Genomic DNA, 8,191 nt, shown 5'->3' on the forward strand with positions numbered 1-8,191 from the left:
CCATCTGGCTGGTCACGGCCAGCGTGTCGATCCTGATGATCGGCTACCGATTCTACTCGCGGTTTATCGCCGATCGTGTGCTGCAACCGGATGCGACACGGGCCACGCCGGCTGTGCTGCGCAATGACGGTCTCGACTACGTGCCGACCGACAAGAGCGTCGTGTTCGGGCATCACTTTGCGGCAATCGCGGGAGCGGGGCCGCTGGTAGGTCCGGTGCTGGCTGCGCAGATTGGCTACCTGCCGGGGACACTCTGGATCCTGGTTGGAGTCATCTTCGCCGGCGCCGTGCAGGATTTCATGGTGCTGTTTTTCTCGACGCGCAGGGATGGCAAGTCGCTGGGCGACATGGCGCGCGCCGAACTGGGCCCGGCTGCTGGTGTCGTCGCCATGATCGGCATCCTGATGATCATGTTCATCATCCTCGCCGTGCTTGCCCTGGTCGTGGTCAAGGCGCTGGCGGCCAGTCCCTGGGGAACGTTTACCGTGGCCATGACCATGCCGATCGCGGTCTTCATGGGCATTTACCTGCGATGGCTGCGCCCGGGCAGGGTGCTTGAGGTGTCCATCATCGGACTGTTGCTGCTGCTTGCCTCGATCTGGCTGGGTGGAGTGGTTGCGCAGGATCCGGTCTGGGCCGAGCGTTTCCATTTCGACGGACGTGAACTGACCTGGATGTTGATCACCTATGGTTTCCTGGCATCGGTGCTGCCGGTATGGATCCTGCTTGCGCCGCGAGACTACCTGTCGACTTTTCTCAAGATCGGCACCATCGTCCTGCTCGCGCTCGGCATTCTCGTCGCTGCACCCGAACTGCGCATGCCGGCACTGACCCGATTTATCGATGGCAGCGGCCCGGTCTTCGCAGGCGGACTGTTTCCCTTTCTTTTCATCACGATTGCCTGCGGCGCCGTGTCGGGCTGGCACTCGCTGATCTCATCGGGAACGACACCGAAGTTGCTGGCCAACGAAAGCGAAGCACGCGTCGTCGGCTATGGCTCGATGCTGATGGAAGCGTTTGTCGCCATCATGGCGTTGGTCGCCGCCTGCGTACTTGATCCTGGCATCTATTTCGCGATGAATGCGCCGACAGCATTGATCGGCAGCACAGCCGAATCGGCCGCTCTGGCGATCAGCCAGTTGGGCTTCGTGATCACGCCCGATGTCCTTGAACAAACCGCGAAGCAAATTGGCGAGACAAGCATCCTTTCCCGCACCGGAGGAGCGCCGACACTCGCGGTAGGCATGGCGCAGATCATCCATTCGGTAATTCCCGGCGAAGGCATGATGGCGTTCTGGTACCACTACGCCATCCTGTTCGAAGCACTGTTCATCCTGACTACGGTGGATGCCGGCACGCGGGTCGGCCGCTTCATGATCCAGGAGTTGGCCGGCATGGCGGTACCGGCATTGAAGAATACGGAGTCATGGACGGCCAATATCATTGCGACGGCAATCTGCGTCGGATGCTGGGGTTATTTTCTCTATCAGGGCGTGGTCGATCCGATCGGCGGCATCAATACCCTGTGGCCGCTTTTCGGCATCGCCAACCAGATGCTTGCGGCGATTGCGCTGACGGTTTGCTGCGTGATCCTGATCCGGATGAAGCGCGACCGCTATGTCTGGGTTCCCCTTCTTCCTACCGTTTGGCTGGTGATCTGCACGATGACCGCTGGCTGGCAGAAGGTGTTTGACGACAACATCCGGATTGGCTTCCTTGCGCACGCCGCAAAGTACAGCGATGCGCTGGCACAGGGACAAGTCATCGCGCCCGCGGCCACGCTCGCGGAAATGCAGCGCATCATCACCAATGACCATGTCAATGCCGGGCTCGCGCTGTTGTTCATGACAATCGTCGTGCTGATCGTGCTGCTCGGTTTGCGCAGTGCCTTGCGGGCGAGGAGAAACCCGGTTCCGATGACGGGCGAGACGCCCTATGTGGCGCTGGCCTCGGTGCGCTCATGAGTGCGATTGGGCGGGAGTTGAAGAACATCTTGGAGAGGTGCAGGACTTTGTTGGGACGTGGTTATCGGGCTCAATCCTTTCTCGCTGGTTGGACGCGTGCCGTGCAGATTGCACGGCGTTGCATCGGCGTGCCCGACTACGACACGTATCTGTGTCATCTGCGCGAACACCATCCGGATCGTGTGCCGATGAGCTACCCCGAATTTTTCGTGGAGCGCCAGAACGCCCGATACAAGGGCGGCGGTGGGCGATGCTGCTGAAGCCTGTCATGGGGTGGTATTGAGCAACAGGCTTGTCTTGTTCCGGCTTGAGCCTGTGTCATCAGCCCCGGCCCAGCTCCAGCCAGGTATCAGCGAAGCGTCATGTTCGCGATTTTCATGTCCATCAAGGCGCGTTCGGCGGCAGCATGCGCATGGATCGCTGTGGTGTCGAACAGCGGCACATCCACGTCCTCCTGCCTCATGAGAAGACCGATTTCCGTGCATCCAAGAACAATGCCTTGTGCGCCTCGGGCAACCAGGCTTGTGATGATGCGCTGAAAGAGCTCGCGGGACGTGTCGCTGATGGTGCCCAGGCAAAGTTCTTCATAGATCACGCGATGGACGTGTTCGCGATCCCTGGGTTCAGGGGTGATGACTTCCACGCCATGGGGATAGGACAGCCGGTTCCTGTAGAAGTCCTGTTCCATCGTGAATTGCGTGCCGAGCAGGCCGATCCGGCTCAGTCCGGCGACGCGGATGGCTCGGGCCGTGGCATCGGTGACGTGCAACAGGGGAATCGTGGTCGCCTCCTCTATTGCCGCCGATACCTTGTGCATGGTGTTCGTGCAGAGGACGAGGAAGTTCGCACCGGCAGCTTCGAGCGCGCAGCCGGCGTCGGCAAGGATCTGACCGGCTGCACTCCAGTCCCCGGACCGCTGCAATCGATCGATGTCGTCGAAATCCACGCTGTAGAGAATCAGTCGGGCGGAATGCAGGCCACCGCACCGGCCCTTGACCCGCTCGTTGATAAGTCGGTAATAGATCAGGCTGGATTCCCAGCTCATGCCACCAATCAGGCCTATCGTCTTCATGACTGCCTCGGATGTGTCAGGTGTGCAAACGTGTTCGAGAGTTCGCACATGCAAGAATGCTACCAAGCCTTGCCTCCCGGCCGAATTCGGGTCGTGACCCGCATTCAGCAAAATTCAGCCTGCGTGAGCGGTCATGGATCTGTTTGAACAGGACGCGCTGGAAACCGAGGTCCGCAAGCAACCGTTGGCGGAAGGGGCTGCCGTGTTGCGAAATCTTGCGCGAGGTCGAACGCCGGATCTGCTCGTTGCCATCGAAGCGGCGCTCGAGCAGGCACCGTTGAGAAACATGACAACGCCAGGTGGCGCCATGATGTCGGTGGCGATGAGCAATTGTGGTTCACTGGGCTGGGTCAGCGACCGGCGCGGCTATCGCTACGAGCCACGCGATCCATTGACGCAACGCGCCTGGCCTCCAATGCCAGCCGTGTTCAGCGTGCTGGCCGCAGAGGCGGCGGCCATGATCGACGTCCCTGATTTCATCCCGGATGGCTGTCTGATCAACCGATACCAACCCGGCGCACGCATGGCCCTGCACCAGGATCGCGATGAAGGCGACCTGGGCGCACCCATCGTGTCGGTTTCGCTTGGTCTGCCGGCGGTTTTCCTGTTTGGCGGCTGCCTCCGTGCGGACAAGCCGGTGGCTGTACCCGTGCGGCACGGTGATGTGATTGTATGGGGCGGTGCTTCGCGCCTCAGGTTTCATGGCGTGCGCCCGATAAAATCCGGAATCCATCCGCTGACCGGCCCCTGTCGGTTCAACCTGACCCTGCGCAAGGCAGGCCCCTGGCCGCCATCCGGATTGTGATGTCGGGCTTGCGCAAGGGGCACGACTGCCTGCAAGGTCGACATCTCCGTCCCGACTCAAGTCCAGCGCCATGACCCTGCGTGCAACCGGTTCCTTCAAGGTGAGCCTGAATCCTCTGGATCTCAATGAAGTAGGCGACAACGAGATGCGGGCAAGGATTTCCATCAACAAGCAGTTCAGCGGCGATCTTGAGGCCAGCAGTGTTGGCGAGATGCTGAGTGCCATGGGCTCGGTGAAGGGTTCAGCCGGCTACGTGGCCATCGAGCATGTCACCGGCACCCTGCAGGGGCGCAAGGGCAGCTTTATCCTGCAGCACACGGGCACGATGAACCGGGGCGCACCCAGCCTTTCGGTCACGGTCGTGCCCGACTCCGGTACCGGCCAGCTGGCCGGCATCAGCGGATCCCTGAGTATCGATATTCGCGAGGGCGTTCACTATTACGGCCTGGATTACCGCCTGGAAGGCTTGAGCTGAGGCGCTTGCACGGGTATTGGCAGGTCGCGCCATCGGACCGCTGGAAATCGTGCGCCGGCGGCCCCGTCATGGCATAATCCGCGACCTTTTTCGCGTCCCGGTATTCGCCGGACGACCCGCAACCCTTTGGAGTAGCAATGGATTTCCTTATCAGTTCCGCGTATGCACAGGCCGCGCCGGCTGCCGGCGCACCGAATCCGCTGATGTCTTTCCTGCCGCTGATCATCATCTTCGGCATTTTCTATTTCATGCTGATCCGCCCGCAGATGAAGCGCGCCAAGGAAGCCAAGGCCATGGTCGCCGCTTTGGCCAAGGGTGACGAAGTCCTCACCAATGGTGGCCTGGTTGGCCGCATCGAGGACATCGCCGACTCTTTCATCACCCTGGAAATCGCCGACAACGTCAGCGTCAAGGTGCAGAGGAACGCGGTAACCGCAGTTCTGCCAAAAGGCACGATCAAGCAGGCTTGATATTGCATCGGGTAAGCCCAACGCTCGGGTAGCCGGGCGCGAGGTCAAGGGATTTCCGATCGCAATGAACGCGATCGGTGATTCCGGGCTGCACTGCGGAATGGACGAAAGACACGCTGGGCTATTCGGCAACAGCGCAAAACCGGATTGGCAAGAATGAACGATTACCCCCGCTGGAAACACATCCTGGTCGCGATAGTGGCCTTCATTGGTGTGTTGTATGCAATACCATCGTTGTACCAGAAGCAGCCAGCCGTACAGGTCCTGGCGAACAAGAGCGCTGTTGTCGATGAAGCTCTCAAGGAGCGTGCCCTGCAGGCTCTGCAGGAGCGCAAGATCGAGTTCGAGCGTGTCGAAATCAACGATGACCGCCTGCTTGCCCTGTTCCCGAATACCGATTCCCAGCTTTCGGCCGCCAGCGCCCTGCGCACCGATCTTGGCGACAACTACACGGTTGCGCTGAATCTGGCTTCCACGGTGCCGGAATGGATGCGCATGATTGGCGCCAACTCGATGCCGCTGGGACTCGACCTCCAGGGTGGTGTGCACTTCCTCATGGAGGTTGACCAGAAGAGTGTGCTGCTGGCCCAGGAGCAGCGCTATGTCGACGACATTCGCAGCCTGATGCGCGAAAAGGAAATCCGCAACGTAAAGGTCGATCGTGGTGCCCAGGGCATCATTGTCCAGGTTGCCGACGAAGACGAGCGTGATGCGGTCGCGGCTGCCATTGGCGCCAATCTTCTCGATCTCAACGTCAACGATGGCCAGACCATTGGCGGCTTGCCGACCCTGGTGGCTACGGTCAAGCCGGAGCGCATCAAGGAAATCGCCGACAACACGATCAAGCAGAACGTCGGCACCTTGCGCAACCGCATCAACTCGCTCGGTGTCGCAGAGCCGATGATCGTGCAACAGGGCGACAGCCGCATCGTCGTCGAATTGCCGGGCTTGCAGGACACGGCAGAGGCCAAGAAGCTGCTCGGTGCCACGGCGACACTGGATTACCGCGCCGTCGACGAGAGCGTCAACGTGGCTGAGGCCGTGCGTACCGGATCGGTGCCACCTGATTCGCGCATCTACTATTTCAAGGATGGCCGTCCGGCCGTACTGAAGAAGAAAGTCATCGTCACCGGTGATGAGCTGGTCGACGCGTCCAGTGCGACGGACCAGCAGACCGGCACGCCGGCGGTTTCGGTCGTGCTGAACTCCACGGGTGCTCGCAGCATGCTGGAGTTCACCTCGCAGAATGTCGGAAAGGGCATGGCCGTCGTCCTCGTGGAACGCATTCCCGAAGTAAAAATTGTCGACGGTGAGGAAGTTCGCAGCGCGAAAATCACCGAAGAGATCATCAGCCTGGCCACGATCCGCGGTGTCTTCTCGAGCCGATTCGAGACAACCGGGCTGGAAAGTGCCAAGGCGGCCTCCGAGTTGGCGCTGTTGCTGCGTTCCGGCTCGCTGGCTGCGCCCGTGGATATCGTCCAGGAGCGCGTGATTGGATCAACCCTCGGCGCCGACAACATCCGCAAGGGCATGAATGCGGTCATCCTCGGCCTGCTGCTCGTGGTTGTCTTCGTCGCGATCTACTACAAGGTTTTCGGCCTGATTGCCGATGTGGCTCTCTTGATGAACCTGGTCCTCGTGGTGGCCGTGCTCAGCATCTTCCAGGCGACCCTGACCCTGCCTGGCATTGCCGGCATCGTGCTGACCCTCGGCATGGCAGTCGATGCGAACGTACTGATCTGCGAGCGAATTCGAGAGGAGTCGCGCAATGGCATGACACCGTTCGCCGCGATTCGCGCTGGCTACGAAAAGGCCTGGTCAACCATTCTGGATGCCAATGTCACCACCTTGATCGCAACGGTCAGCCTGATGACGTTCGGCTCGGGTCCCATTCGCGGCTTCGCCATCGCCCTGTCGATCGGCATCCTCACGTCGATGTTCACATCGGTGACCGGTACTCATTCTCTTGTCGCGCTGATCTTCGGTCGCTCGAAGCTCAAGTCGCTGCCGATCTGACCTCAAGGATTCATTCATGGAACTCTTCAATCCGAACAGCAAGATCGACTTCATGCGATGGGGCAAGACCAGCCTCGTGCTTGCGGCCATCATTTCGATCCTTGCGGCTGCGGTGATTTTCACTCGCGGCATCGATTACGGGCTTGATTTCACCGGCGGCACGAGTGTCGAGGTCAGCTACGAGGATGCGGCCACCGTCGCCGAAGTCCGCTCAGCCCTTACGGCTGGTGGTTTCGACAATGCGGTTGTGCAGACTTTCGGCGGCACCAATGATTTCGCCATCCGCATCGTCGCCGACAAGGAAGCGGAAGCGACCACGCAGGAAGCCAGCGTGCAAGCTAACGACATGGTTGCCGCGAACGTGTTGGCAGCGCTGCGCGCGCAACGTCCTGATGCCAGTGTGCTCGGCAGCGAGTTCGTTGGAGCCCAGGTTGGCGAAGAGCTGCGTGAAAGTGGTCTCGTCGCGATCATCTTCGTTGTCGCCGGCATCACGCTCTACCTGTGGATCCGTTTCGAGTGGCGTTTCGCCGTGGCCGCGATCATCACGGAAATCCACGATACGCTGTTCACGGTGGCAATCTTCGTGATGGTTGGGGGGGAGTTCGACTTGCCGGCTCTGGCCGCGGTGCTGTCGGTCATCGGTTACTCGATCAACGACACCATCGTCGTCTTCGATCGAGTTCGCGAGTCGTTCCGTGCTTCGCGCAAGGGCGAGCCATCCCAGGTCCTAAACAAGTCGATCAATACGACCCTGTCACGCACCATCATGACCAGCTCGACGACGGCGCTTGCTGTCGGTACCCTGTACTTCATCGGCGGTCCGGCACTTGAGAACTTTGGTCTGATCATGCTGATCGGTATCTTCATTGGTACCCTCTCGTCGATCTTCATTTCCAACCCGTTGCTCCTCGTGCTCGGTGTCTCCAAGCAGGACCTGATGCCGACGCTCAAGGACGATCCCGAACTCGAACGCCGGCCGTAAGTGGCGCGTCAAGTTAGAATCTACGGGGCGCTTCGGCGCCCCGTTCCTTTTGCGGAGTGTGCAGGCTTGGCTGGCAAACCATCCCGACCACCAAACGGCAAGCGAGTATCGCCGCCCTCAACCGGGCAGCATGGACTGGCGCGGGTGATATCCAAGCGCGGCATCTGCTCCCGATCGCAGGCTGAAGTCATGGTGCGCGCAGGGCGGGTCAGCGTTGATGATGTATTCGTGCGTGATCCGGAAACCCGCACCGTTTCCGATGCGCGGATCGCCATCGACGGCAAGCCGGCTGTTTCAGCATCAAGGAAATACCTGATGCTCAACAAGCCGCGGGGACTGGTTACCACGACTGATGACGAACACGGTCGAGATACGGTGTATGCCTTGTTCAAGGATGCCGGCCTGCC

At 60.3% G+C, this 8,191-nt stretch carries 9 protein-coding genes; 8 read left to right on the forward strand and 1 reads right to left on the reverse strand.

Features of this window, described 5'->3' with window-relative positions:
* The first annotated feature begins 2 nt into the window (after positions 1–2).
* The gene (locus WBP53_RS12640) at positions 3–1,964 is read left to right on the forward strand and encodes a carbon starvation CstA family protein (protein WP_423929453.1); all 1,962 of its coding nucleotides are present in this window, start codon (positions 3–5) and stop codon (positions 1,962–1,964) included.
* A gap of 50 nt (positions 1,965–2,014) precedes the next feature.
* Entirely contained in the window at positions 2,015–2,224 is a 210-nt protein-coding gene (locus WBP53_RS12645; protein WP_423929469.1) for a YbdD/YjiX family protein, read from the forward strand.
* Positions 2,225–2,313: 89 nt separating this feature from the next.
* Here WBP53_RS12645 and WBP53_RS12650 read toward each other — a convergent pair whose 3' ends face one another.
* A complete protein-coding gene (locus tag WBP53_RS12650) occupies positions 2,314–3,036 on the reverse strand; it encodes an aspartate/glutamate racemase family protein (protein WP_423929455.1) in 723 nt (240 codons plus the stop codon).
* A 133-nt stretch (positions 3,037–3,169) separates the two neighbouring features.
* Here WBP53_RS12650 and alkB point away from each other — a divergent pair, with 133 nt between their 5' ends.
* From alkB to WBP53_RS12680, 6 genes are all read left to right on the forward strand, one after another.
* Entirely contained in the window at positions 3,170–3,841 is a 672-nt protein-coding gene (gene alkB / locus WBP53_RS12655; RefSeq protein ID WP_423929457.1) for a DNA oxidative demethylase AlkB, read from the forward strand.
* 70 nt (positions 3,842–3,911) lie between these two features.
* Positions 3,912–4,316, forward strand: a complete 405-nt coding sequence (locus tag WBP53_RS12660; RefSeq protein ID WP_423929459.1) for a DUF3224 domain-containing protein — start codon at positions 3,912–3,914, stop codon at positions 4,314–4,316.
* Between the two features lie 137 nt (positions 4,317–4,453).
* Positions 4,454–4,786 carry a preprotein translocase subunit YajC gene (gene yajC, locus WBP53_RS12665; protein WP_423929461.1) on the forward strand — a complete coding sequence of 111 codons (333 nt, stop codon included), beginning with the start codon at positions 4,454–4,456 and terminating at the stop codon, positions 4,784–4,786.
* Between the two features lie 156 nt (positions 4,787–4,942).
* Positions 4,943–6,802 (forward strand): protein translocase subunit SecD, encoded by a 1,860-nt coding sequence (gene secD, locus WBP53_RS12670; RefSeq protein WP_423929463.1) that lies wholly within the window; start codon positions 4,943–4,945, stop codon positions 6,800–6,802.
* 16 nt (positions 6,803–6,818) lie between these two features.
* A complete protein-coding gene (secF, locus tag WBP53_RS12675; RefSeq protein WP_423929465.1) occupies positions 6,819–7,784 on the forward strand; it encodes a protein translocase subunit SecF in 966 nt (321 codons plus the stop codon).
* Between the two features lie 66 nt (positions 7,785–7,850).
* The coding region (locus WBP53_RS12680; RefSeq protein ID WP_423929467.1) for a S4 domain-containing protein at positions 7,851–8,191 on the forward strand (341 nt) is incomplete at its 3' end.

Origin of the sequence: Dokdonella sp., from assembly GCF_049593775.1 — a bacterium.
Lineage (GTDB): Bacteria > Pseudomonadota > Gammaproteobacteria > Xanthomonadales > Rhodanobacteraceae > Dokdonella.

Bases quoted from the DNA above. Each gene is read 5' to 3' on its own strand.
- WBP53_RS12650 (WP_423929455.1), bottom strand. From the start codon at position 3,036: ATGAAGACGATAGGCCTGATTGGTGGCATGAGCTGGGAATCCAGCCTG.
- alkB (WP_423929457.1), top strand. From the start codon at position 3,170: ATGGATCTGTTTGAACAGGACGCGCTGGAAACCGAGGTCCGCAAGCAA.
- WBP53_RS12660 (WP_423929459.1), top strand. From the start codon at position 3,912: ATGACCCTGCGTGCAACCGGTTCCTTCAAGGTGAGCCTGAATCCTCTG.
- yajC (WP_423929461.1), top strand. From the start codon at position 4,454: ATGGATTTCCTTATCAGTTCCGCGTATGCACAGGCCGCGCCGGCTGCC.
- secD (WP_423929463.1), top strand. From the start codon at position 4,943: ATGAACGATTACCCCCGCTGGAAACACATCCTGGTCGCGATAGTGGCC.
- secF (WP_423929465.1), top strand. From the start codon at position 6,819: ATGGAACTCTTCAATCCGAACAGCAAGATCGACTTCATGCGATGGGGC.